This window comes from Bradyrhizobium sp. 187, assembly GCF_023101005.1.
Lineage (GTDB): Bacteria > Pseudomonadota > Alphaproteobacteria > Rhizobiales > Xanthobacteraceae > Bradyrhizobium > Bradyrhizobium canariense_D.
Genome location: NZ_CP064693.1, coordinates 1560868 through 1584282 on the forward strand (window position 1 = coordinate 1560868; position 23415 = coordinate 1584282).

The 23415-nt window shown below is 60.7% G+C and carries 23 protein-coding genes and 7 pseudogenes; 14 read left to right on the forward strand and 16 right to left on the reverse strand.

Annotated features, from left to right (window positions below; genetic code table 11):
• Nucleotides 1-39 precede the first annotated feature (39 nt).
• Complete coding sequence (locus IVB19_RS07520; RefSeq protein ID WP_247821196.1) at nt 40-393, reverse strand: hypothetical protein; 354 nt, start codon at nt 391-393, stop codon at nt 40-42.
• Nucleotides 394-669: 276 nt separating this feature from the next.
• Between IVB19_RS07520 and IVB19_RS07525 the strand changes: the two are divergent.
• Together IVB19_RS07525 and IVB19_RS07530 are read left to right on the forward strand one after the other, a co-directional pair.
• Nucleotides 670-873 (forward strand): annotated as a pseudogene (locus tag IVB19_RS07525) (metal-sensing transcriptional repressor); the annotation flags it as partial.
• Between the two features lie 13 nt (nt 874-886).
• A pseudogene (locus tag IVB19_RS07530) lies at nt 887-1022 on the forward strand (nickel/cobalt efflux protein RcnA); the annotation flags it as partial.
• A gap of 100 nt (nt 1023-1122) precedes the next feature.
• Here the strand turns inward: IVB19_RS07530 and IVB19_RS07535 are convergent.
• The 3 genes and pseudogenes from IVB19_RS07535 to IVB19_RS07545 all read right to left on the reverse strand — a co-directional run bounded on the left by IVB19_RS07535 (nt 1123) and on the right by IVB19_RS07545 (nt 3539).
• Nucleotides 1123-1854: pseudogene (locus tag IVB19_RS07535) on the reverse strand (PRC-barrel domain-containing protein).
• 33 nt (nt 1855-1887) lie between these two features.
• Nucleotides 1888-2259 carry a response regulator gene (locus tag IVB19_RS07540; protein WP_247821668.1) on the reverse strand — a complete coding sequence of 124 codons (372 nt, stop codon included), beginning with the start codon at nt 2257-2259 and terminating at the stop codon, nt 1888-1890.
• Between the two features lie 56 nt (nt 2260-2315).
• Nucleotides 2316-3539 carry a sensor histidine kinase gene (locus IVB19_RS07545; RefSeq protein ID WP_247821669.1) on the reverse strand — a complete coding sequence of 408 codons (1224 nt, stop codon included), beginning with the start codon at nt 3537-3539 and terminating at the stop codon, nt 2316-2318.
• A 390-nt stretch (nt 3540-3929) separates the two neighbouring features.
• Between IVB19_RS07545 and IVB19_RS07550 the strand changes: the two genes are divergently transcribed.
• A complete protein-coding gene (locus IVB19_RS07550; RefSeq protein ID WP_247821197.1) occupies nt 3930-4376 on the forward strand; it encodes a hypothetical protein in 447 nt (148 codons plus the stop codon).
• A 202-nt stretch (nt 4377-4578) separates the two neighbouring features.
• Entirely contained in the window at nt 4579-4764 is a 186-nt protein-coding gene (locus IVB19_RS40645; RefSeq protein WP_524536743.1) for a DUF2934 domain-containing protein, read from the forward strand.
• Between the two features lie 519 nt (nt 4765-5283).
• On the opposite strand, the gene IVB19_RS07555 is transcribed toward IVB19_RS40645, so the two are convergent.
• Together IVB19_RS07555 and IVB19_RS07560 are read right to left on the reverse strand one after the other, a co-directional pair.
• Nucleotides 5284-5523: a DUF6894 family protein gene (locus tag IVB19_RS07555; RefSeq protein ID WP_247821198.1), complete on the reverse strand. Its 240-nt coding sequence runs from the start codon at nt 5521-5523 to the stop codon at nt 5284-5286.
• A 455-nt stretch (nt 5524-5978) separates the two neighbouring features.
• Nucleotides 5979-6368, reverse strand: coding sequence for a response regulator (locus IVB19_RS07560; protein WP_247821199.1), 390 nt, complete (start codon nt 6366-6368; stop codon nt 5979-5981).
• Nucleotides 6369-7534: 1166 nt separating this feature from the next.
• On the opposite strand from IVB19_RS07560, the gene IVB19_RS07565 reads away from it, so the two are divergent.
• Entirely contained in the window at nt 7535-7732 is a 198-nt protein-coding gene (locus IVB19_RS07565) for a hypothetical protein (protein WP_247821200.1), read from the forward strand.
• A 1-nt stretch (nt 7733) separates the two neighbouring features.
• Here the strand turns inward: IVB19_RS07565 and IVB19_RS07570 are convergent, their stop codons facing one another.
• Nucleotides 7734-7901, reverse strand: a complete 168-nt coding sequence (locus tag IVB19_RS07570) for a hypothetical protein (protein ID WP_247821201.1) — start codon at nt 7899-7901, stop codon at nt 7734-7736.
• Between the two features lie 160 nt (nt 7902-8061).
• Here IVB19_RS07570 and istA point away from each other — a divergent pair.
• Together istA and istB are read left to right on the forward strand one after the other, a co-directional pair.
• A pseudogene (gene istA / locus IVB19_RS07575) lies at nt 8062-9552 on the forward strand (IS21 family transposase); the annotation flags it as partial.
• Between the two features lie 8 nt (nt 9553-9560).
• Nucleotides 9561-10424, forward strand: a complete 864-nt coding sequence (gene istB, locus IVB19_RS07580) for an IS21-like element helper ATPase IstB (RefSeq protein WP_166107168.1) — start codon at nt 9561-9563, stop codon at nt 10422-10424.
• 9 nt (nt 10425-10433) lie between these two features.
• Here istB and IVB19_RS07585 read toward each other — a convergent pair whose 3' ends face one another.
• From IVB19_RS07585 to ku, 5 genes are all read right to left on the reverse strand, one after another.
• Nucleotides 10434-11339 carry a GAF domain-containing protein gene (locus IVB19_RS07585; protein WP_247821202.1) on the reverse strand — a complete coding sequence of 302 codons (906 nt, stop codon included), beginning with the start codon at nt 11337-11339 and terminating at the stop codon, nt 10434-10436.
• Between the two features lie 169 nt (nt 11340-11508).
• The gene (locus IVB19_RS07590; RefSeq protein ID WP_247821203.1) at nt 11509-12672 is read right to left on the reverse strand and encodes a PAS domain-containing sensor histidine kinase; all 1164 of its coding nucleotides are present in this window, start codon (nt 12670-12672) and stop codon (nt 11509-11511) included.
• Nucleotides 12673-13461 (reverse strand): alpha/beta fold hydrolase, encoded by a 789-nt coding sequence (locus IVB19_RS07595; protein WP_276017732.1) that lies wholly within the window; start codon nt 13459-13461, stop codon nt 12673-12675.
• Between the two features lie 78 nt (nt 13462-13539).
• Nucleotides 13540-13908, reverse strand: a complete 369-nt coding sequence (locus tag IVB19_RS07600; RefSeq protein WP_247821205.1) for a response regulator — start codon at nt 13906-13908, stop codon at nt 13540-13542.
• A 210-nt stretch (nt 13909-14118) separates the two neighbouring features.
• The gene (ku, locus tag IVB19_RS07605; RefSeq protein ID WP_247821206.1) at nt 14119-15045 is read right to left on the reverse strand and encodes a non-homologous end joining protein Ku; all 927 of its coding nucleotides are present in this window, start codon (nt 15043-15045) and stop codon (nt 14119-14121) included.
• 370 nt (nt 15046-15415) lie between these two features.
• Between ku and IVB19_RS07610 the strand changes: the two are divergent.
• From IVB19_RS07610 to IVB19_RS07630, 5 genes and pseudogenes are all read left to right on the forward strand, one after another.
• A pseudogene (locus IVB19_RS07610) lies at nt 15416-15662 on the forward strand (hypothetical protein).
• A gap of 32 nt (nt 15663-15694) precedes the next feature.
• Nucleotides 15695-15916 (forward strand): hypothetical protein, encoded by a 222-nt coding sequence (locus IVB19_RS07615; protein ID WP_247821207.1) that lies wholly within the window; start codon nt 15695-15697, stop codon nt 15914-15916.
• A 150-nt stretch (nt 15917-16066) separates the two neighbouring features.
• Complete coding sequence (locus tag IVB19_RS07620) at nt 16067-16204, forward strand: hypothetical protein (RefSeq protein ID WP_247821208.1); 138 nt, start codon at nt 16067-16069, stop codon at nt 16202-16204.
• Between the two features lie 127 nt (nt 16205-16331).
• Entirely contained in the window at nt 16332-18395 is a 2064-nt protein-coding gene (locus IVB19_RS07625; RefSeq protein WP_247821209.1) for a diguanylate cyclase domain-containing protein, read from the forward strand.
• Nucleotides 18392-18702, forward strand: a pseudogene (locus IVB19_RS07630) (PilZ domain-containing protein). The gene IVB19_RS07625 and the pseudogene IVB19_RS07630 overlap by 4 nt, the downstream one beginning before the upstream one ends.
• A 33-nt stretch (nt 18703-18735) precedes the next feature.
• Here the strand turns inward: IVB19_RS07630 and IVB19_RS07635 are convergent.
• On the reverse strand, nt 18736-19638 hold the full coding sequence (locus IVB19_RS07635) for a GNAT family N-acetyltransferase (protein WP_247821210.1): 903 nt from the start codon (nt 19636-19638) through the stop codon (nt 18736-18738).
• 209 nt (nt 19639-19847) lie between these two features.
• Entirely contained in the window at nt 19848-20006 is a 159-nt protein-coding gene (locus tag IVB19_RS07640) for a hypothetical protein (RefSeq protein ID WP_201263780.1), read from the reverse strand.
• Between the two features lie 762 nt (nt 20007-20768).
• On the opposite strand from IVB19_RS07640, the pseudogene IVB19_RS07645 reads away from it, so the two are divergent.
• A pseudogene (locus IVB19_RS07645) lies at nt 20769-20980 on the forward strand (hypothetical protein).
• 72 nt (nt 20981-21052) lie between these two features.
• Here the strand turns inward: IVB19_RS07645 and IVB19_RS07650 are convergent.
• Both IVB19_RS07650 and IVB19_RS07655 read right to left on the reverse strand, forming a co-directional pair.
• Complete coding sequence (locus tag IVB19_RS07650) at nt 21053-22252, reverse strand: extracellular catalytic domain type 1 short-chain-length polyhydroxyalkanoate depolymerase (RefSeq protein WP_247821211.1); 1200 nt, start codon at nt 22250-22252, stop codon at nt 21053-21055.
• 4 nt (nt 22253-22256) lie between these two features.
• Entirely contained in the window at nt 22257-22676 is a 420-nt protein-coding gene (locus IVB19_RS07655) for a ribbon-helix-helix domain-containing protein (RefSeq protein WP_247821212.1), read from the reverse strand.
• Nucleotides 22677-22909: 233 nt separating this feature from the next.
• On the opposite strand from IVB19_RS07655, the gene IVB19_RS07660 reads away from it, so the two are divergent.
• Entirely contained in the window at nt 22910-23092 is a 183-nt protein-coding gene (locus IVB19_RS07660; protein ID WP_247821213.1) for a hypothetical protein, read from the forward strand.
• Nucleotides 23093-23415: the final 323 nt, after the last annotated feature.

A 23415-nucleotide genomic window follows, 5' to 3' on the forward strand; every position in this document is an offset into this window, starting at 1 on the left:
CGCGCGAGGCGCACGGACGCGACCGGCGTCAAGCGCCGTTCAGGCCAGGGTTCGAGGGGGTTGGTCGGGAGGTGGACGGACCAAACCGTCGCCGACCACGTCGTCCGCGACGAAGTGCGCGGTCCGGATCGCGTGCCGCAGCGGGAGGGCGGCGGCCTCAGCGGGCCCCACCTGGGCCGTCTTCAAAACGCACATCGCAACTAGCGGGCAGTCCTGGCAGTCCTTGCTCTTCTGCTCGTCGGGGCAACAGGGCATGTCGGCCGACACCGACATGTCGCTCATGCCGTCCGCATGAAGTTGCGCAGCGGCGGCCGGCGCCGCCAAGGGCGCCAACGCCAAGCCGACGGTCACCAAGACCGCGAACGCAACTCTGAGCAGTCGTCGCAGATTCATATCCTGAGCATCCCATGGCCCGGGCCGCTTTGGAAGTCGGCCCGCTTCACATGTTCGCCACCCGGGATCCGCAGCGACATAGCTGAGCCGGTCGTTTTGGCCTCGCCAGTGAGGATTCGATGCCCTGGATGGCCCAGGGTACCGCATTTTCACTCCAAGGCGCTCCTGGCCGGTCCAGATCGGCGAGCCGCAGCCCCCTGCAACTGTCGGAACCGGCGACCTGACAACTCTAGGCTGACCGGTGCAGGCTTGCCGCCCCGTCATTCAGCGGGGCCTGAGCGTGCGCTGCGGGCCGAACTCGGCTGTACGGACGTCCTGATGCTGGTGGCGTCGGTCCGGGGCGCCGTCGGCGGTTTGACCACGGAACTGCTTGAAGACCACATTCGCCATCACGTCGTGGATTCGGATCGAGAGAAGGATCCCGAAAAGGCCAAGGGCGCAGCCGACCTGATCCACGTCGTCAGAACCTACTTGAAGTGAATTCACGACCGACCTGTCCCAACTTCTGCAGCAGAGCAGCGGGCAGGCATGGCTCTCCGTACCGAGCGCGATTCTTCTCGGAGCGCTGCATGGGCCTCGAGCCAGGCCATTCCAAGAGCATAATGGCCGCCTTCATCGTCGCGACGAGACGAAGGTCTATCTTCGAGCCCTCCTGCAGGAATAGTCAGAGCGGCTTGAGCGCTGAGAGACGCGGCGCTTGGGGAGGCCCATCTACTAAGTGATCAGCACCTAGGGCTTTGCAAAAAATGCATCGTTGTGGACGCGCCAGGTCTTGTCAGAGAGCCACTTGTAGTCTTGATCAGGCATCACAGGCACCGTTTTCATGACTTCTTTTGCAATAGGAAGAAAGAAGCTCGATCGATCCTGCGTCACCTTGAGAGATCGGATCGGCACCACGATGCTGTCCTTGCCCGTGGTGAAAAAACCGCCCGACGCGACAATGGCGTAGTCCGTTCCATCTTTAGTGCCGAACACGATGTTTCGCACCTCGCCAACGATCTTGTCGTCGGAGCTACGAACTTCGGCCCCAATCATCTCGTCGGTCCTCAAGCCGGGCGTCAGTTCGTCGATTTTCATCAACGGCTTGGCGCCTTTCTTGTCCCTGCTCCCTGACGATGCCCCGCGCCTGGCTTTGGGTTCGCTATCAGCCATTTGCTTGTCGGCCGCCTCTTCATCATTGTCTCCCAGGGACCCCATTGGCGGTCCGGCAATAAGTTCGCGAATGTTGGCGAGCAGACGCTCACAGTCTTCGTGACGTCCTTAGGAACGGAGCGTGAAAGCGGCATCCCTCAAACTTCGGAGGTCGCGCACGGACTGACTGTTGGCCGGGCCTCGAAGTCGAGGATTTTGCTGAATCGCCTCTTCAAGCCCTGCGTCGGCAATCTGGCAATCAGCCACCGCCTGGGTGACACAGCCGGAAACTATTGGCGCAGCCATGAAAAGGGTTCTTAGGGTCTTCATTGCAGCCTACCTTTCGGCCGTTCGAATTGATCATCACACAGTGCTCGTCAGCTCATGGATAGCGTCGATAATTTGCACCGGATTGTAAGGTTTGGGGATAAACCTTGCGTCGGCCGGAAGGTCACCGGCTCGTATTTTGAAATGCCCTGAAGTTGCAATGATCCTGATCGGCGGCCAGCAGTTTCTGACGGCGGCTGCAAGTTTCAAGCCGTTCATTGAACCGGGCATATCGATGTCGGTGAATATAAGGCGGACGTTGGAGTGGCGTTCGAGCAGCAGAATAGCCTCGTCCGCGTTGGCTGCCTCCAGAATATTGAAGCCGGCGGCTCGGAGCATGTCGACCACATCCATGCGAATGAAGGCTTCGTCTTCGACAACAAGGACTTGGATGGGTGCAGTGACCATGGGCATGCGAGAGGAACTCTCAAGAATCGACGCGGACCCACCCGGGAGCGAGGTTTTCAGCTCGCATCGAGCGGTCGTGCAGGATGGTCGAGAGGAAATCTGATAGTAAACAGCGCCCCCCTTGGTATGTTTTTTGAGATTGTAAACTCGCCCATCAACTGCCTGACCAAGCCGTTGATGACACGAAATCCGAGGCTCTTCCGGGGCTGATTGATGTCAAATCCCTCGGGTAGCCCAGTGCCCTCATCGGAAATTTCGACGCGCAGATGCCCGTCGATTTCTCGGGCGTCTACCATGATGACACCCGGCCCATCCACATAGGCATATTTAATCGCGTTTGTGACGAGCTCGTTGACCAGCAAGCCCAGAGGGATGGCCTTGTCCGCGGATATGATAATGGGGTCAGATCGCGATTGAAGCCGGTGCTCCGGTGCCGAACTTTGGAGGTTTTGGCAAAGGTGACTGACGAAGTCAGAGAGATTGACAAATCCAATCTTGCTGCCTCGCCAGAGATGATCATGAACTTCCGCGATTGATGCGACGCGCATGGCGGCATTTTCCAGCGCGTTCTTAACATCAACGGACTCCGATCCACGTGCTTGCACACGCAGCAAGCCAACGACGGAGGTGAGGCTGTTCTTGACTCGGTGGCTCATCTCTCGCGTCAGCAAGGCCTCGTGATCGAGGGCTTCCTGAAGCTTGGCATCGGCGTGCTGGCGTTCGATGGCGATTCCGAGCAGACCTGCAAAGCCCGCTAGAAAATCCGCATCCGCGTCGTCGAATTGTCCGGGATAGTGACTGTCAGCCTCGAGAACACCGAAAGCCGTGTGGCCCGCTCCGCCCCGCCTGATAAGCACGTTGATCGCGCGCTTGATGCCATGATCGGCGAGAAGTTTCGGGGTTCGGAAGCGGGTCTCCTTCTCCAAATGATTGGAGATCACCGATTGCCCCGTCTGATAAGCAAAGCCGGCGGGCGATTCGATATCGGCGCCTAGCGTGACATGATCGACGGTACCCGCCTGCCAACCGATGCCGGCACGTACTATTAAATGCTGTTCGTCCGGGAGATATTCGAGAACCTTGGCGTATGAACATCCCAAACCGCGGGCACTGAGTTCGACCGCGTGCTGGAGAATTTGCCGGAAGTCTCGGGTTTGTAGTGTAGCCGTACCGAAATCCCTGAGAAGAGCCTGTTGGCGGCGGCGGTATGGAAGCTCATCTTGTTGATCGGGGACAGCATCGGCGGCCGTAGACGAGACCAGCCTCGGTTCGGAGGTCATTAAGGCGCCAGTTCTGAGTAGCGTCTTCGCAAAGGCGATGGCCATACACGGTACTTAGAAAAGCACCGTACCAACTGCCGGAGGAGGACATTCAACAACGCTGTCGGCGGGTCTTGGTTCCCGGCGTAACCGCCGCCTGCAAGGAAGCCAGAACTAGCGAAGCTGCGCCAACGGACAGCGCTTTTGCCTTCTCGAAGGTTTCCATTTGCCGATAAACAAATGGGGCACGAGCGCCTCGTTCGTGCGGCTTGCTTATCCACGCAGCGGCCTCTCCCGGAGCGAACTCGCTACTTGCTCTTATCGATCGCGTTTCAGATCAGCTGATGCCGCTGATAAGCCGTAGTGCTATGAAATACATAATCGGGTGGGCCGAGCTCGAATGGAACAAGAATGAACGCCGAGCAGCTGGCCGAAAAATTCCGACAGAAAATATCCGCAGCGGTCGCCGAAAAAGAGAGGCAGACGATTATCGCCGCAGAAAACAAGGACAAGAGAACCGCCGATATCGAGCACTGCAAGCAGGCGATGGAGCGGGAGGTCATACCTTTTCTGGAAGAGCTGAAGCATCATTTAGGTGAAGAGCAATTCTCCTTTGCTCCACAGATTGAACGCAACGATCACCGTCCGGTCGGGGTTTCTTTCACTGTGGGCAATGGTGCTCCGACCAGCATCTCAACTGCATTCGGCAACATCGTTGTGACTCGCATCGGCGACAGCGGAACCAAGAAGGGTATCCCTTTCGTTTTTGCCCCTGATGTCGAGCCCTACATTTCCAATTCCGGTGATCTGACTCGAGCCAAAATAGCGAAGCTGGTCGAGATGGTGATTGATGAGTAAAGGAGAGCCAATACGGACTGACGCTTGAGGAGAGTTCCGCGGACAGAGTTTAACGCAGTCACTGGGACACCCGAGCAGCGTGGTGCATTCTTTTAGGTGTGCCCGATATGCGATCCACTATCGTCTCCAGTGACGGTTCGCCGAACGGCCCAACGGCAAGTTTGAAATGGCAGCGACCTCCGCAACATCCAAGGTTGAAGACATGTCCGATTCCAACACTCACGACGATCAAGAACGGCGCATCCGAGAGCGGGCCTACCAGCTTTGGGTACTCGAGGGCCGCCAAGAGGGGCGAGCGGAAGAATACTGGCACCGGGCTATAGAGCAATTGGACGCCGACACACATGCTGCCTATCCGCCGGTTGCTTCCAGAGGACACAGGACTTGATCTCCTAGAAACAACTTCGCGGCTATTTCGAGAGCCAAGACTGTCCCAAGCTGAACGGTCGCCATTGACGGGACATCTCGCGTTCGATACCGCTCGACGAACCCTCTGTCGAACCAGCTGTTGTGCGCGATGATGACCATCGCGTCATCGACAAAGGTGGTAGAAGCGGCTTAGCATAAGGTATTCCGCGCATTTTGCAGGTATGAACTTTTCGCGTGCCGGGCTTCGTCCTCGCGGGACGGCTTGGGTGATGGCTTCGCTTCCCGCGGTTCATTGTCGCTAAACAAGCCACGCCCAAAATCACTAAGGTCGGAAAAAGACCATTACCTGCCTCCACGTGGGAACAATCAGGCGACATCATTCAGCAGCACGGCATTAAGGCGGCCATGGACCACAAGCGGTATGATGTCGTCGATCGGCGAGCCGACCATCCCGCATAGTTGCGCCAGGCCGCTGGCAAAGTGGCTATCGGAAGGAGTGATGTTGTGCCTGCACGCCCGATCGTGCAGCTTATTCAGGCTAATGCAGGCGCTGGATCACGAAAGAGAACTTAGCAAGCAACACCGGGCCGTCACCGTCGCGAACTGCGACGGCTAAATCACAAGGACCTGTTCGGGCGGCTTGAACTTCATCTCGTGCCAGATCGGCAAGAGCGTGGGCGGCTTCGTCTTGCACGGCGTCCAGGGAGGCAAATTCGACTCCCTCCTCGTCGGGAACGACTTCATGACCATCGTACATGTCAAAAAAATATCGGTGCATATCTGGCTCCGGCTGGGCGGGAGCGCAGTTGCGTCTCTCAGTCACCGGTAAGGCCTAGGGCGGGACGGTGGTTATTCATCAATACCGGGAAGGGCGACACGTTCCTATTCCGGCCCTCTCGGTGCGAAGGTCCACAACGATGCGGGCATCCCCAGCGGTCGACGCGAGTATCCTTAAGCGGATCCGCGGCCAACCGACCGCCAGGATAGAAGCCGAGTCGGAGCTGTAGCTACTTCAATCGACGTGAGCAGCTTTGTAAGCGTTTGCAATCGTCGCAGGGAGCGCTCGGCGGACTTGCCTTCGCAAATGATCAAGGCAACTCCGTCGATCTCTTCACCCATGCGGCGCCGGATGTTTTCGATTAGGCGCAAACGCTGTTCAGGAGTGCCAATGAGAATAAGCATAAGTCGATACTCTGCTGGGTTGCTGACGTCCCCTCGCTCAGGAGGGCTACACTACGCTGGCGGCGCTCCGGTGTTCAGAAGTTGAGATACCGCGGTCACGATTTGCGCAGGTGCAAATGGCTTGTTCAACAAAATGCTGTTGGGGGCGCCGTGGGCGGACCATTGATCGGCCGCCGCGCCCGTCATGTAGATGACTGGGATGTCCGGATTTAGCTCCCTCGCGCGGTGGCCGACTTGCCAGCCATCGAGCGTACCGAACAAATTTATATCGGTGATGATCGCGCGATACTTGGTTTGCTCACCCTGCAGAAGATTGACTGCATCCTCTCCACTGACGGCGACCTCGGCTTCAAAACCGCCATCCGACAATGCGTCTGCCACCATGTCGCGGATAAGCTGTTCGTCTTCGACGACGAGGACTATAATTGCCGCCCCTCGCATGGCTATCCCCTGCGCACCTGCTGCGCCCGGGAAGCAACTCACGATGGAGGGTTATGTTCCATTGTGAACACACTTGCTCAAGCCGGTCCACTCCCTCAGGGCCAGAGCAACGCGTTGGAGTCCGCTGTGGGTCACAAGCCGCCGCTCCACGGTCGGCTCGGCGTCGGGTTTACCAGGGATAGCCGACGTCACGGCGGCTCTGGCGCTCTTCGGCTACGGGCCACAAGCGGGCATCGCCAAATGAGCCCCCGCTCAAGCCTCATCGTGCAAGGATGGATGAAGTTCACTCCCCTCGGGAGAGCGCATCGATGCATCAGGCGGGTTTGCCAGTGACGGATTGCGAGATTATTCGTCTGTTGAGAGGGGGGCGGAGCTTCTTCAGGCTGAGGGCTAATCTTAGTCTCTCCCTCAGTAGACGGATTTCGTCCTATTGCTTTTTGATCTCTGGATCGATGCGCAGCCGTTCTAATTGCTGCTCGTGCAGTTTTGACAATGCCGCAATAGACGAACTTTGGATGGGCGGGACACGCATGATGACCCTTCAATAGAATCCGAGAAAAGCCGATCTTAAAAACTTGGCCGAAGCACAACTTAGAAAGAAATTTGGGGGGTGCCCTTTCTGACAATGCGGGCTCGCTTGCAAAGTTCGGCCGTTGCGGCCTTATGACGCCGTCGGACTGTTCCCCGGCCTTCAGGACTGCAGCTTCTGGCGGAGCTTCCTGATCAATTCGCGGAGGTGCGCGGCATACTCTTCGATGATGCGCCGCCTGGCCTCGTCGCTTTCGCGAAGGGAGCGTTTAGAGGCAGCGTCAAAGTGGCGGCCTCACCATTCTCGCTGCAAAACGTGATCGCAGCTATAGCAGCGGTACACTCGTGAAGCCTCGAATCCCGCAGTGGATTTCAGGTTAGCCAGGTGCTTCATTTGCTGGCCGCAAACAGCGCATTCGACCGCTGGCACCTTGGGTTCAATAATCTTGGGCATCACACAACCTATGCGGCTTATGCTCGCCACAATAGCAACCTCAGCCATACGTGGTACTACTACGCCCAATCCCCAATCAGGCCATCCCCAAGCCCGAAACTGATGGGTTGGGATGGTCATTTGTCTTTTTTTTCCCTACGCCAACGGTTTAACATGGACCGTGTGAGGTTACGGGGGCGTAGCCATGCTGGACTACCGAAGGCAGTTGGAAAAGCTCCGCACGGATGCTGCTGAATGCCGACTGATCGGCGACCTCGCCACGGACCCAGCGAAGCGAGACCTGTTCGAAAGGCTCGCCCAGCACCTTACCACCCTTGCAGATCAGGTTGAGCTTGCGATGATCGCTGCTGCGAAGTCCGTAGAGCGAGGTGATGCTAAGTAGGTCAATAGCCCTTCGAACACGTCGGCGGGGGCTTGTCCCTCGCCAGCTCCGCGGCAAGCAATTTCAGCAACATGGCATGCCGCTGTTCAATGCGAGCTGGATTAAGATCGCTTTCGGCGATGAGCTTTCGATAGCGCGCGATGTTTTCAAGACGTTCGTAAACCGCCATTTCGACCTCCAAGGGTCATGGGCGAACAAGCACACCTTGCGCTCGCGGTGTGTTTCGGCATGGAATAAGGACCCCGTTTTCGGGGTGATCGGCATCCAATCGGGACCCCGGGATAAGGGTCCACAGTGGCTTCCATCGAGTCATGGAAGCCGAGGTTGGGATGCTGGTGGTGGAGACGATTGGTAAGATCCGTCGCGCCTACTTTGTTGATGGTCGTCCGATCAAGGCGATCTGCCGAGAACTTGGCGTATCGCGGAAGGTGGTTCGCAAGGTCATTCGTTCTCAAGCGACGGAGTTCCGGTATGAGCGCGAGACGCAGCCGCTCCCGAAGATCGGTGCCTGGAGTGCCGAGCTTGACCGGTTGCTGGCAGGGAATGAGAGCAAGGCAGTACGGGAACGGCTGACGCTGATCCGGCTATTCGAAGAGCTTCGCGGCCTGGGTTATGCCGGCGGCTATGATGCGGTTCGTCGATACGCACGGCGGTGGAGCAAGGAACGCGGGCAATCGACCGCAGCCGCTTATGTCCCGCTGAGCTTTGCACCAGGCGAAGCGTACCAGTTCGACTGGAGCCACGAGGTCGTCCTGCTGAGCGGCACCACGGTGATGGTGAAGGCTGCTCATGTCCGGCTCTGTCACAGCCGCATGCTGTTCGTGCGGGCCTATCCGAGGGAGACGCAGGAGATGGTGTTCGACGCCCACGACCGGGCGTTCGCCCTGTTCAAAGGCACCTGCACCCGCGGCATCTACGACAACATGAAGACCGCCGTAGAGACGATCTTCGTCGGTAAAGGCCGTCTCTACAATCGCCGCTTCCTGCAGATGTGCAGCCACTATCTGGTCGATCCGGTCGCCTGTACGCCAGCGTCGGGCTGGGAGAAGGGGCAGGTCGAGAACCAGGTCGGGCTGGTCCGGGAACGCTTCTTCACGCCGCGGCTGCGGTTCAAAAACCTCGACGAGTTAAACGCCTGGCTGCTCGACAAGTGCATCGCCTACGCCAAGGCTCATCGCCATCCGGAGCTGGCCGATCAGACGATCTGGGACGTGTTCGAAGCCGAACGCCCCAAACTCGTTCCCTATGCCGGCCGCTTCGACGGCTTCCATGCGGTGACGGCATCGGTCTCGAAGACCTGCCTGGTGCGCTTCGACAACAACAAGTACTCGGTCGCAGCCAGCGCAGTCGGACGACCGGTCGAGGTCCAGGCCTATGCCGATCGCATCGTGATCCGTCAGGATGGACGTATCGTTGCCGAGCACCCGCGATCCTTTGGCCGCGGCGATACCGTCTACGACCCCTGGCATTATGTGCCGGTGCTCGCCCGCAAACCCGGCGCCTTGCGCAACGGTGCTCCCTTCAAAGACTGGGTGCTGCCGGCCGCGATCGAGCGGATCCGGCGCAAGTTGGCCAGCACCGACGATGGCAATCGGCAGATGGTCGACATCCTCAACGCGGTGCTGACTGACGGTCTGTCTGCGGTGGAAGCGGCCTGTGCCGAAGCGCTCAGTCACAGCGTCCATTCCGCCGATGTCGTTCTCAATATCCTGGCCCGTCAACGTGAACCCGCCCCACCGGCAAACATCATGACGCCGGCCGCACTGACGCTCCGTCATGCACCGATCGCCGATTGTGCTCGCTACGACAACCTCCGGAGGACCATCTGATGGAACGAACCCAAATCTTCGATCTTATGGGCGAACTCAAGCTCTACGGCATGAAGGCCGCCTTCGACGAGATCATGGCAACTGCCGTCAAGCGCCAGCACGAACCTCAGCGCATTGTCGGAGACCTGCTCAACGCCGAGATCAACGAGAAGCAAGCCAGGTCGATCAAATACCAGCTCACCATTGCCAAGCTGCCGCTCGCCAAGGACATCGCCGACTTCCAGTTCGACGGCACGCCGATCAATCAAACTCTCGTCAATGATCTCGCTGGCGGCGGCTTCATCGCCCAACAACGCAACGTCGTGCTGGTTGGCGGCACCGGTACAGGCAAAACACACCTCGCCATTGCCATCGCCAGAAGTTGCATCCGCGATGGCGCCAGAGGACGCTTCTACAACGTCGTCGACCTCGTCAACCGGCTCGAGACCGAGACCCGCAACGGTCGGCAGGGACGGCTCGCCGAGCATCTGACCCGCATGGACTTCATCGTTCTCGACGAGCTGGGCTATCTGCCGTTCGCGCAATCCGGCGGTCAGCTCCTGTTCCATCTCATCAGCCGGCTGTACGAGCGCACCTCCATCATTGTCACCACCAATCTTGCGTTCGGCGAATGGCCGAGCGTGTTCGGCGATGCCAAAATGACCACCGCGCTACTCGACCGATTGACCCATCACTGCGACATCGTCGAAACCGGCAACGACAGCTGGCGATTCAAAAGCCGCGACGATGTTCAAACAACCCGCGCTCGCGCCGTCTCCGCAACCCCGACCAGCTCCGACGACCCGAGCGCTACCAGCAGAGCACGCCGATCAAAGGGGTCCCTTTTGGATGCCGATAGGGGGTCCCAGTCGAACGCCGATTGACAGCGGACGTTATCGATGGCGACCGCGGCCTCCGCGGCGAGTCCGGACAGCCCACGCTCGGAGCGGTCGTCGAACACGCCTGTCGTGGCCAAAGAAGAGACCGCCGAGCACCTCCCCGGTCCGGGATATGACGGAGACGGCGAGGTAGCTTCGGACCGGCAGGTGACCTTCCGGCATTCCCTTGGGGGCGAGTTTTTCCCGTAGCGCGGATCCTTCGTATATCGTCCGGCGAACGATGCCCTGACCCAGAAAGGTAGGCGCGAACACCTCCGTATTTCGCGGCATCGGGAATTTAGAGAATGCCTCGATCGGCGCACCGGAGAGCGTATAGAGCGTGTACCTCTCGCCGGCCTTGTCGATTACGTTGTAGAAGAAGGCGCCGAATTCGGCTCCCGTAAGCTCCACGCCCGCATCCGTAACGATCTGAACCAGGCGCTCGAGGTCCGTCTCCGCGGCGAGCGCCGAGCCGGCACGGTTGAGGACTTCGAGCGCGTGCCGCTCTTCTCTGATAGGTTCTTCGGCGTCGCGTTGCGCCGTGCGGTCCCTCAGGATCTTGATGAATCCTACGACGTCCGATTTGTCCCGGATCGGGCTGAGCTCTCCGACGGCCCAAAAACGTGAGCCATCCTTGCGAAGGCGCCAGCCTTCTTCGCCGCCGCCCTTGCCCTTCGCAATCGCGTCCGCGATTTCACGGCGAAGTTGGGCTTCCTGGTCCTGTTCGGCGAACACGCGGGACAGGGATTGCGCATCTCGGCCGGCTCCCATCCGAGGATCCTGGAAGCTCCGGTATTCCAGCTCGTCAACTCGCCCCTGGAGATCAGTCGTAATGATGGCAGTATCGGTGGCCCCATTGACGATCTGCCTCCACTGCCACGCCGCAATCTGCGGCTCCGATTTATCCGTAATTTGGGTCATGAGCCTCCAAGGCGGGTCGAGCGGAAACGCCGTCGATCGCAATTGCCGGCCGTTAATGCTGGGTTGGTGGTTGGAATGGCCCCCGTTGGCGCATAGGCAACGAACGTCAGATGCGCTGGTTCCGCGCTTAGCGTACCATGACACCTCCGTTGGTCGGGCGGCCGGGCTCTTATGGTGCCAGACCATAGGGACGTAGTGCGCCTTCGCCTTGCAGGGGCATGCGGAAGGTGAACCTGGTCTCCGCTTCGGACGAGGCGACGTCGATCGAACCGCCGTGAGCCTTGGCAATCTCGGCAGCGATGTACAGCCCGAGTCCCAGGCCTTGAGATGGCCCGTGAGCCTTTCCCCGGTAGAACGGCTGAAACAGGCGTTTGCGGGCCTCCTCCGGAATGGCAGCGCCTGCGTTGGCCACCGAGAGTTCGAACATGTCTGTCTTGGCGCTCGCTTCGACCCGCACGGGCTCGTCCGGCGCGCCGTGGCTGATCGCATTGCCGAGCAGGTTCGAGAACAACTGGGCGACGCGGGCGGGATCGCAGAACACCGGGGTCTCGACCTCGAAATTGCTCTCAATGCTGCGATCCGGATGGGCTGCAGCCAGTTCCGCTACGACCTGATCGAGAACGGGCTCGATAGCGGTGATGGCCTTCGACAGCGAGATGCCTCCGCCAAGCCGACCTCGAGCCAGATCCATGACGCTTTCGATCATCTTGGCCATGCGGCCCACGCTGCTCTGCATCATGGCCTCGAGCCGCAGCGCGTCCTCCGGCGTCTTGGCCTTCAGCATCAGCCGCGCGCCGGCCGCGATCGATGCGAGCGGATTGCGCAGGTCATGGCCGAGGACGGCGATGAACTGCTCCCGCAGTTCGGCATTTTCGCGCTCCTGTCGCAGGCGCTCCTCTAGAGCGGTCTTGAGCTCGTCGCTTTCCTTGCGGGCGTCGATCAGCCCTCGCTCATAGCGGCGCCTGTCTGTGGCCCGCATGATCGTCAGGCGCGTGAACAGGAGCGCACCAGCGTCGGTCCGCCGCTCACGCGCGTTGGCGATCGCCGGCAGCCGCGTCCCGGTTTTGGTCAGGAGATCGAGCGCGAACTCGTCGAAGAAGCCCTGCATACGCAGCAGCGGTGCGACATGGGTCTCAAGGAATATGCGCCCCGCCATGTTGAGCAGATCGCTAAGCCGCATCCCGGGAAGGTCATCGGGCTGGTACCCCATCCAGCCCGCAAGGGTCCGATTGGCCCGATCGATACGACCGTCTGGACGAACGGACAGGTAGCCGCAGGGTGCGTTTTCGTAGAGGTCTTCGAAATCGCTGTCGGCGGGATGATTGTTGTTCACTCAGACGAATTCTCGGATTGCGGCAACGACTTCGTCGGGCGCGCTCAGGTTGGGACAATGGCCGGTCGCCTTCAGCACGACCATTTTGCTGTTCGGTATGTTGCGATGGACGTACGCACCCACCTGTTGCCCGGCGATGATGTCTTCACTGCACTGGAGAATCAGCGTGCGCGCCTTGACCTTGGCCAGGTCCGCGCGGTTGTCGGACAGGAACGTGACCCGGGCGAACTCCTTGGCGATGGCGGGGTCGGTCCGGCAGAAGCTGTTGGTCAGTTCCTCGCCAAGTTCGGGACGGTCGGGGTTGCCCATTATGGCAGGCGCCATCTGCGCCGACCATCCCATGTGGTTCTCCTCCAGAAAAGAAAGCAGCTCTTCGATCTGCTGGGCGCTGAAGCCTCCGACATAGTCCCCATCGTCGATGTAGCGCGCCGAAGGCCCGACCAGCACCAGGCTCCCGAAGAGTGTCGGATCCTTGATCGCGGAAAGCACTCCGATCATCGCGCTGACAGAATGCCCAACGAATACGGCGTCCTTCAGGCGCAGCGAGCGGCCGATCTCGACCACGTCGTCGGCATAGCCGGACAGGGTCGAATACTTCTGGCGATCGTAAGCGGTCAGATCCGAACGACCGGCCCCGACGTGGTCGAACAGCACCGTGCTGAAATCGCGCTCGAACGCAGGCGCTACGAGGCGCCACATGTTTTGGTCGCACCCGAACCCGTGGGCGAACATCATGGCCCGCTCACCGCGACCGCGGACCTGCACGTTGTTGCGGAATTCGACTGACACTTGGCCCACCCATTGCGTATTACGCACATTGTTGTTTTGCGCGCACCTTAGGTCAAATGGGCCCGGCACATCCATCTTCTATCGCGGGGCTGCCCCGCACCGAAGGAGAAGGCTCGATATCTCCTCAACCAATTGCGCGGGGGCGAAGGGTTTGGCCAGGAGGACGCTTCGCGGCACGCCGTTCGCGGCCCAGCGATGCGCGCTATCGCCGGAGACGTAGAGGATCACGCAGCCTGGATCGTTCTGCCGCGCGATACGGGCGAGCTCCCATCCGTCCATCCTGGCGCGGCCCAGATTGATGTCGGCCACGAGGGCCCGCGGCAAAGGGGGCCTGCTGAGCAGATTGGTTGCCGCCTCGCCGGAAGCGGCGCTTACGACCCCGTAACCCGCCTCGATCAAGGTCTCTTCCAGCATCTCGCGCAGGAGATCTTCATCCTCGACCAGCAAAATTGTCGGTCTTTCTGCGGAGTCTTGGGAGTTGCTCAGGTGCATCTCGCATCTCTTCTTGAAAAGGGCACCCGCAGGGCGACGAGCAAACGTGCCACGCGCTCCAACGTAGCAAAGGGCGAAGTGTTCACTTTTTTCAGCCATCCGCGCCCGAGCGACGAGTCCTTGCAGGAGAAATGCCGGTGTGGGCTCGATATCCACAGCCTGTGGTCAGGCCGATTTCCGCTGCTTGGAGGTCGCGGGCTTCTTTGCCGCTGCTTCCTTCGCCGGTTTTTTGCCGGCGATCGGCATCAGCATTTCCTTCTGTCCGGCCCCCGCCTTCCGCGGCTTCTTGGCCGCCTTGCCCACTTTCGCCGGCGCCACTTCTTGGCCGACGCTCCGACGCAGCGCCTCCATCAGATTGACGACGTTGGTCGCGGCCGGCTTGTCCTTCGGCGTGATCGGCTTGCCAGCCCGCTTCTGGTTGATGAGTTCGATCAGCGCGCTTTCATAGTGGTCCTCGAACTTCTCCGGCTCGAAGCTGCCCGCCTTCTGGTTCACGATGTGCCTGGCGAGGTCCAGCATATCCTTGGTCACTTTGACGTCCTGGATCTCGTCGAAGTATTCCTGCTCGCTGCGAACTTCGTACGGGTATCGCAGCAGCGTGCCGACTAGGCCCTTGTCCATCGGCTCGAGCGCGATGATGTGTTCGCGGTTGGTCAGCACCACCCGCCCGATAGCGACCTTGTTCATCTCGCGGATGGTCTCGCGGATGACCGCGAAGGCGTCGTGGCCGACTTTACCGTCGGGGCGGATGTAGTATGGGCGGATCAGATAGCGCGGGTCGATGTCGGACTTGTCGACGAACTCGTCGATCTCGATGGTGCGCGTGGATTCCAACGCGATCTCCTCGAGCTCCTCCTTGGACACCTCGATGTACTCTCCCTTCTCGAGCTCGTAACCCTTGACGATGTCTTCGTTCGGCACCTCGTCGCCGGTATCGGCGTCGACCTTGAGATACTTGATGCGGTGTCCGGACTGCCGGTTGAGCTGGTTGAAGGAGATCTTCTCGCTTTCCGACGTCGCCGGGTACAGCGCGACCGGACAGGTGACGAGGGACAGACGCAGGAAGCCTTTCCAGTTCGCTCGCGGGGCCATGGTTACGCAACGCTCCAAGTACGGGACTTGGACTCAAGACGAACGGGCGCCGCCGGTTCCGACATGCCGGCCGGCCCTCGCCGAGATTCTCCGAAGGCCGTTCGCCCTTGGGTAAGTCGGGAGAGTGGGGTCTTGACTCTTGAGAACAAACTGAGAACATAATCATATGAACGCAACCTCTAAGCAGTCCGATCCGGGACCTGGACCCCGCCCGTGAGCAGGCCATCGAGGCGTGCGGTGGCGACGCCCGGGAAGCCCGAAAGCCTTGCTGGTGGCGAACGAGTTTCAGCGATGCAGCTTGCAGGAGCTCTGCTCCAAGTTATCAACGGGCCACGCCCGGGATGGCTTCCAGAGGCGAAGGACGAGCCAGATGTCTGAAGTGACCTACTATGTCGCTCTACCATTCGTTTCTCCGGCGACGGCGTGGCCGCCGGCGAGGCGGCGGAACGCCTGAGCGCCAACACCGCGATCGTCCGGGCTGAGGCGCTCTCCCGCCATCCTGGGCAGGCCGGCGCCATCGCGTTCTCGCGGACCGGGGTCCGTCAAGCGGCGACTTCAATGACGCCAGGCTGATCCGAAAGTTCGGCGACGTTCCGGACGACCTCAGTCCCTTATGAAACTCCACTGGGTCCGGAACGAGATCGCCCGCATGCGCGGGCAGATCCGCGCACGGGAGCGCGAAATCCACATGCTGCAGTGGGCCGGCGTCGCGACCGTTTCGGCCGAACTGCTGCTCTCGAGGATGCGGGCCAAGGTCGACGACCTCTGCCCGGAGCGGACGCGCTCCGGAAGGCTGCGAGCGGGCAAACTACCGAGCCGGTCGATATCCAGCCGATATGAGAGCTGGTTCGCACTGGCCGAAGCCTTTTGAGGCCTAGGCTCCCCCCCGCGCTTCCGGAGGCGATCGATGATGGCCGCACACTTTAAAGGTGCGCTCGACCGGTGCGAGAGATCGAGGTCTTTCCCGCGCGGGCCGCGGCTGTGCTCGGAACGAGGTGTCGCAGCGGGCATCGGTGTCTCCATGGACGACAGGAAGTGGATTGCCATCATGGTCGCCTCGATGCTGCTGCTGGTCGGCGTCGCTGCGTTGCTGGTGCAGCAACCGGAGCTAGTCGTGACCGGACATTCAGTGGTGAGCGGCCGTCCTTCCGGCTTCTGAAACGATAGGCCGACCGGGGGCACTGCCCTCACGCATGAGAGGCGTTCAACTACACAGGCGCCCGCGGGCAGGGAATTTCAAGGCGAGCGGAGTGTCCGGAGTGCCCATGACGCACTGGAGAAGTACCATGGCACTGCCGGATTCCGCTCGGGTTCTCAAAGGCCTGTTAGCCAAGCCTGCATTTGCCTCAATCTCCGCCACGGTCGTTAGCAACTTTGAAGCTAAACATGATGATCGTCATATCGAATGCACCCGAACAGGTGACACGGTCGTGGCATCCCTCCATCAGGCGATACACCGCAAGCCCCAACTCGTCGTCGGCGCCTTCCTTGCCGTCATGATGGCGTGCGTCCTTGGCCTCGTCTTGTGGAAGGCGTCGGTGGCGCATCACGCCACGCTGCTCCGGGCACAGGAGGATTTGGGCAATCTGGCCCGTTCGCTCGCCCAGCACGCAACCACTACACTCAAGGCCCCCGATGTGGCCATGACCGGCCTGGCGGACTTGCTGAAGTACCAAAGTCCGCTGCCCGAGCGCTTCAATCCGCATCTCGTCGCCACGACCCGCTCTCTGCCGCAGATCCGACTGATTGGCGCTTTGAACGCGGAGGGCAACTGGCGGTACTCGTCGTCCGAGCGTTTGCCGGACTACAACAACTCCGATCGGGCGTACTTCGCGCACCATCGAGACAATCCCAGCCCCAAGATGCTCGTGAGCGGGCCGATCGTCTCCAGGACTAGCGGGCAACCATCCATTATCCTGTCGAAGCGGATCAGCACTCCAACCGGCGACTTTGCAGGTGTTGTAGTCGCCGTGGTCGACTGCGACTACTTCAGCAGCTTCTATTCATCCTTTGGTGTCGGCGCTCAAGGCGGCATAAGCCTGCTCTCGGCCGATGGAACGATGTTCGCTCGCTGGCCGGTGGTGGAAAGCGGTCGAAAGATCGGCGACACCTCCCTGTTCCAGAAACGCATCAGCGAAAGCCCGAGCGGGTCATACAAGATCGTCTCCCCATTCGATGGCCTGACCAAATACATCGCATACGAGCTGGACCCGGAATATGCGGTGGTTGCCACGGTGGCGCGCTCAGAGAACGAGGTACTGGCGAACTGGCGCACCGATCTCATCTCGGATGCGGTCGTCGCGGCCGTGCTGGTCGCGATCATCGTCGCCATGGCGGCGTTGTTGAGGAGCCAGTTCACGTTCAGGACTGGACTTGAACGGTCGCTGCGGGAGCGGGAGGCGCGTCTTCGGTTATTGGCGGACAACATCGCCGACATCGTCATCGTGATGGACCGAAAGGGATACCTCCGCTACGTGTCACCTTCGGTGGTGGCTGTGCTCGGGATGACTGAGAATGATTTCCTCGGTAGGTCGTGTCTCGACGTCGTCCATGACGACGATCGCGAGAAGGTCATGGCCGCGAGCGGAGAGCTGAAGCACGCGAACGCCTCCAGCTCTGTCCGCTTCCGTATTCGACGGGGAGATGGGGCCGTGGCTTGGCTGGAGGCTCATTTCAAGCTGGCGGAGCAGTCGTTCGGTGGCGAACTGGAGATCGTCGGGACTCTTCGCGACATCACGAAGCAGAAGCGGCTCGAGGACGAGCTGACATCAGCCAACCTCAGACTGGCGCAGCTCGCAACCACAGGTGGTCTGACACGGCTTGCGAACCGGCGCAGCTTCGATGCCTTCATACGGGAGGCCTACGCCAAACATGACATACTATCGGTGCTCCTGATCGACATTGACCAGTTCAAGGGCTTCAACGACGCCCTGGGCCACCAGGCCGGGGACGGCTGTCTTCAGCGCATTGCCGAAGTGATCGGAAGCGCCACCGCAAACACGGGAGGATTGTCGGCGCGTTATGGCGGTGAGGAGTTCGCGGTGATCCTGCCCGGGGTGAACGAGGAAAGGGCGGTGAAGGTGGCCGACGCGATTCGGATGCTGGTCGCCCGCTTGCAGATCCATCATCCGCGCTCGCCACGAACCTTCGTGACGATAAGCGTGGGCGTTGCTGAAAAGGGCGATGACACCACGGACGAGTTGGCGCTCACCCGTGACGCCGACATCGCCTTGTACCATGCAAAGGAACAGGGCCGGGACTGCTCGGTCGCAAGCTCCTCGCTCGTATCCTCACGCCTGGAGATGCCGTCGCTGGTGCCCTCACTGCCTGATCTGGAGGGCGCGCGATGAGAGCGCCGGATAAGCGAGGAGCGCGGCGAGTTGCGTTCGAGCGGACTATTCCGGCCAGCATGATCGCGATCGACGGAAGGAGGCAGCGCGCTTGCACCTTGAAAGATATATCTGACGTCGGAGCCAAGCTTTTGATCGAGGACTCAATAGAGGGGCTGCCATTGAAGGAGTTCTTCCTGGTGCTCTCCTCCACGGGCCTTGCTATCGCCGATGCGAACTCGCGTGGCTAAACGGCGGCGAAGTCGGCGTGACCTTCCTCAGACAGGACCTCAGAGGAGGGACGAAAGTCCAACCTAGTGCCCGCTGACCACACCTGAATAGCGGAGAAAGCTTGGTCGCTTCACATAAAGCCTGGGTTCCGAGGCAGGTACTGGGCCCAGCTACCGAAATCGCGGGAGGACATCAGCAACATCGGAAACTTGATCCGCATGCCGTGCTCGAACGCGGTCGTCAGGACGGCTTCGCCCGCGCCCGGAACAAATGCCGATATTTGCGGTGCGCCGCTCTCAAGGGCCAGCCGCAGCGCCGTCCTGAAGGCCGTTGTTGCGGCGCCGGACTGCAGAACCGCGACCGGTCCAATATGGCCGCCGGCATCGACATAAACGTAGCCGGCCCAATCGTCTCCGTCGTAGAGGCTGAAGCCTCGCGTCCGGCTGTCGTTGATGAGATAGCGATGATGCTTCTGCCGGGATACCCCAAGCACCCGCTCATCCGCCTGCGCGAGGCGAGCCAGCGTCGAAGCGTCTTCGTCGAGCGGAGCGCATTTGAATTGCGGCCCACTCAGGCGGTCGATCAAACGCTCTCGGGGCACACTGACGGTGTAGATTGGAAACCGCGGAAAGAGTCCATGTCGGATGTAGAGCCCCTGCGAGACGGCGTTGAAGGCAAAGGTGATCAGAACCTTGTTGGAAGCGCCGGATTTCCTGGCGTGATCCAGGGTCCGTTCGATCAGCTCGTTGCCCACGCTCCCACCCTGGCGGTCAGGCGTTACGAAGAGCTGCGCCAAAAACCAGATATCTCCGCAGACCCAGCTCCAAGCAAAGCCGAGGATCCGGTCCCCGTCTTCCGCAATCCAGAGACCGTCGGGATCGTCCGCGAGAGAGAACAACTGAAATTTCGGAGGACTCGCTGCGGCCATGGTCCCAAAGCCATGGCGGACCGTCAGATCGTTGATGCTGGCGACGACAAGCGCATCGGCGAGCTCCAGGTCCTCAGCGCGAGCGGGCCGGCAAACCACTGTCATCGAACAACTCCACGAACAGGCGGACGTCGAAAGGATCTTACACCTGCTGCCGAAGGGATCAGCCTTCAGAGCGTCAGGGCCTGGAAAGCCGCACCGAGGCTTCTGCCGCGCCTGACAGGACGGCGAGCCATCGACGGATGCCACATAGAGCGACCTCGCCGGCAGCCAAGGCACAAGCGCGACCAAACGCTGGAGTCCGAGCGCTCAGCTCAGAACCATTCGCCCGGCGTGTATTTATCGACGATCAGTACAGAAAGGGACAGCAGCAGGCCCAGGCCACTGAACATCGCCACCGAAAGGGCCGTGTCGATGTCTTCGATCGATTTGGCGGACGCGCGGGGCAGCAACCATGTAATCGCAGCATTCATGTCACTCTCCATTGAGGCCGGCCAACACCCGACGCCGAGCCACAACAGCAGGCGTTCGTTTCAGAATGACTTCGCGGGATTAACGAAATGGCTTCTCGAGATGGCGAAAACGCGTCTCTCTGGCACGGACGGTCCGCGTCCTCTTCTACTGCCTGACGAGGCCGCGCCAGGCTTTGCGTGTGTAGGGGCCGATGAAAATTCCGGTCTTCATGCAGGCCTGCCCCGCAGCGGCACACTGCGGATCCGCGTCTGGATGCCTGGATCCGTCCTGTTTGCAGTGCGCGATCGCTTCTGAGCACGTCGCTGCGGAGGCCGGCGAGGTGAACAGGCAGGCGACGAGAACAGCAGCTGTCAGTATTCGCATGGGGAGCAAATCCCGGCTGTGGTGCGATCGCTGCATCATAACCGGAGCGGGGTCGCGGGGAAATTCCTATTTCGCCGGCGGGCGCAGCGGACCGTCGGCCCACTTGCGGGCCGCCAGGTCCTGCAGCGGGTCGTCGCCGCAAGCGGTGTCAGACGTACCGCAGCTTCCCGTCGGCGATTTCGTGGGGAACAGGCTTCATCGGCCTTGCCGCACGACGTGCACGCCTTCCGGACCGGATAGGACACTGGCATCTGATTTTCCCCTGCGCCGGTCAGTCTACGTCCGCTGACATCGCGATCTCAAGACGGTCGCGGAAAGTTGCAAGAGCGTGTCGTGCCTTCTTGACTCAACGAACACAGGCTACTCAACTCGGGGCAGTGATGTTGTGGGGGTGCGTCATGGAGCAGGAGTTCTACCAAAGCCTCGCGCAGCGGGTGCGTGTCATCTTGCCGAAGAGGCCGATCCGTTCACCCCACGTCGTCTGCTGGATCTCGCCAAGCGGTACGACGCCAAGGGCGGCCTTGGGCAATCCGGAGCAACCGAACGACCACTGCCGGTCCCGCGCACCACGCCTCCGGCTTCCATCTTCTCCGAAGCGGGCGAGGCTTGACCTCAGGCCCTACCCGCTACCGGCTGCTCCGTCGCGTTCAGTCAAACCGGAGATCCGGCGATGACCGCCGCCCTATCTCCGCGTGAAGCTTGCCAGCGAATGCTCGAGGAAGAATCGCATCATCTCCCTGGTCGCGTCCGGCCCACGCGGATCCGTGTAGGACCCGGCAGGACTGCCTCCTGACCAGGCATGGGCGGCGCCGTGGATGCTCCAGTGCTCGGAGATGTCCAAGCCACCTCCATCGGTGAGGATGGTGCGGGTATATGCGTGCCCCTCAGGTACTCGCCCGCGAAGAATCTTCGTCCTCAGGCTCGCATCTTCGCCGGGCCCACGGAGAATCCGATCAGCATTGCTCGGATGCACCGTGGTGTCGCGGTCGCCATGGAAGACGATGGTCGGCACCGACGGGCCAGCCGTCTCGATCGGTCCAGCGCTGCCCTGCCGCATAGCGGCCAGTGCAGACTTTAGGTCGCTGGCAGCCCCGCAGGCCAAGCCGGAGTGAACGCCGACGGCGGCATATATGTCGGGGTACGTCGCACCCATAATGGCTGCGGCGGCGCCGCCGGCCGACAGGCCTGCGACGTAGACGCGCTTGGGATCGATAGGATGCTCCCGCATGATCTGGCGGGTGATGCCGGCGATCAGCGAAGGCTCGCCGCCATCCCGCCGCTGGTCCCCCGTGCGAAACCAGTTCCAGCATTTCGCATGGTTGGCCCCGCGTGGCTGCTCTGGATAGACGACGAAGCAATTTCGCTCGTCCGCCAAAAAATTCATCCGGGTGGCGGCGGCGAAATCGTCCGGTGACTGGGTGCAGCCATGAAGCATGACGATGAGGGGACGCGGTTCTCCATCAGTGCGGCTGGGGATGAACAGCTTGTAGGTCCGACTTCCCGCCGCGTTGCTGAAGGTGGAAGCGACGAACCTTGTGCCGTCCGGTGCAATATCCGCCTTGGACAGTGGAGCGCGCCCGACCGGACCTGGCAGGCTGAAACCGGAAAGATCTTTAATGCCGCCGAACGGCGCGCGGCCTTTGTGTCGTTTGGCAGGCGTGGCTTGCGTGGACGGCCCGCTCTCCCTCTCCTCGATGACATTGGCCTTCAGCTCGAGTGTCGGCGGCTCGAGCCTCGCACGCTCGACAGGCGCAGCATTTCCCCTTGGCGCTGCGGGGTCGCCATGGCCGCGCAGCATTCGCTGCAGCACTGCAGTGGCTTCGACCAGTTGGCCGGCACGTGTGAGGCGAGTCGCTTCGCGGACCATGTCTGGATTCAGCATCGTTTCACCTCGTTCGGTCGGCGAGAGCGGCCTTGACCGCGGGGCTGGCATGAAGGGCTCCGAGCACCGAGACAGAGGCAATTGTGGCGCGCGCCAGCTCGGGCGTGACGTCCTGGTCGATGGTCGCCAAGCCGAGAACGTTGATGTGCAGCATCTCGCCGTCGCGCCGCGCCCTCTCGAGATCGACGCGGGCATAATTACGCAGCCCCAGGTCCAGACTTTTACGGGCCGTGGATTGCTTGACCACATCCGCGTGCCGCTCGAGCTGGTTGCGGATCGCCGTCCGGATGAAATCGGTGCGGTTCGAGTAGAACCCTTCCTGCACCATGAGATCGACCTGGCCGAGGTCGACATAACCAAGGTTGACCGTGATTTTCTCAGTATCCGGGGTTCGTGGTCGCAGTTCGCGTACATTGTCGGTCATCGATACACCCACTTTACCATCCACATGGATGGCCTACGGATGGTAAATAGATATCCACGGTGGGGTTTCAAGACCCTCCCGCTGCTGCGCTTCGGGACCGGATCTGCTGCCATTTCGCGACTGTCGGGGTGGGACGGACCCTTCGTCCGGCCGTCCGGTTTACTTCCGCCTGAAATCAAATCGAGGACGCGTTGGGTGGCGTGGTATCATTCGCGGTCAAGGAGGAAGACGTCATGTTCACTTCCAAGAAGCCATTAGCACCCGATGATTTTCCGGTGACCGCCGAAGGACAAAAGATCAAGAAGCAAGATGGCGAGCCCATCGCCACTACGAAGGATCATGAAACCGCTGCCGACTTGGCCGAGCGCATCAACGACGACGAAGCGCGCCGTGAGGAAGACAAGTGGTCGGCCTGAGCGCCTTCTCTCAGCCCTCCAGCAGAGTGTCGATCAGCTTCAGCAATTGCTGGCGCTCCGGACCCGGCGCCACTACGCAGGAATTGGCCGATATCCGTATAGGAGACTAGGTCCCCTGAGCTGATGTTGGGCTGGTGCTTCACGACGGGCGTATTCGTCCGCAGATCTCGCGTCAGCGCCCAGACGTCACCATTGCTGCTTTCGTAGAGAACTCGCTCGGTCATACTGACCAATCGAACGGACGATCATCCGTTCCAGATTGGCCGAAGGCAGCTGCGAGCATCTCTGTCGATTTCTCGCTCGGCGCGGAGCGGTCGCGCCGT